Source organism: Citrobacter sp. TBCS-14 (genome assembly GCF_005280805.1).
GTDB lineage: Bacteria > Pseudomonadota > Gammaproteobacteria > Enterobacterales > Enterobacteriaceae > Citrobacter > Citrobacter gillenii.
On the sequence record NZ_SZWM01000767.1, the window covers coordinates 1 to 203 of the forward strand.

The following is a 203-nucleotide window of genomic DNA, read 5'->3' on the forward strand; positions in this document are numbered from 1 at the left end:
AACTTTAGCAAAGCACGAGATCTGGCAAGAATTGATTGGGGTGATGGGACTCCTGCTACATTTCACGAACAACGGTCATTGGCTGAACGGTTGTATAAAGCCCAAGGGATCAATACTAAAGAATTGCTGGGACACAAATCACAGCGACAGACAGACCGTTATCACGATGACCGAGGCAAAGATTGGATTAAAGTAACATGTTG

Annotated in this window: 1 pseudogene; it reads left to right on the forward strand. The window is 44.3% G+C overall.

The annotated features are described in order from the left end of the window. Positions 1–203, forward strand: a pseudogene (locus tag FDX22_RS30590) (integrase); the annotation flags it as partial.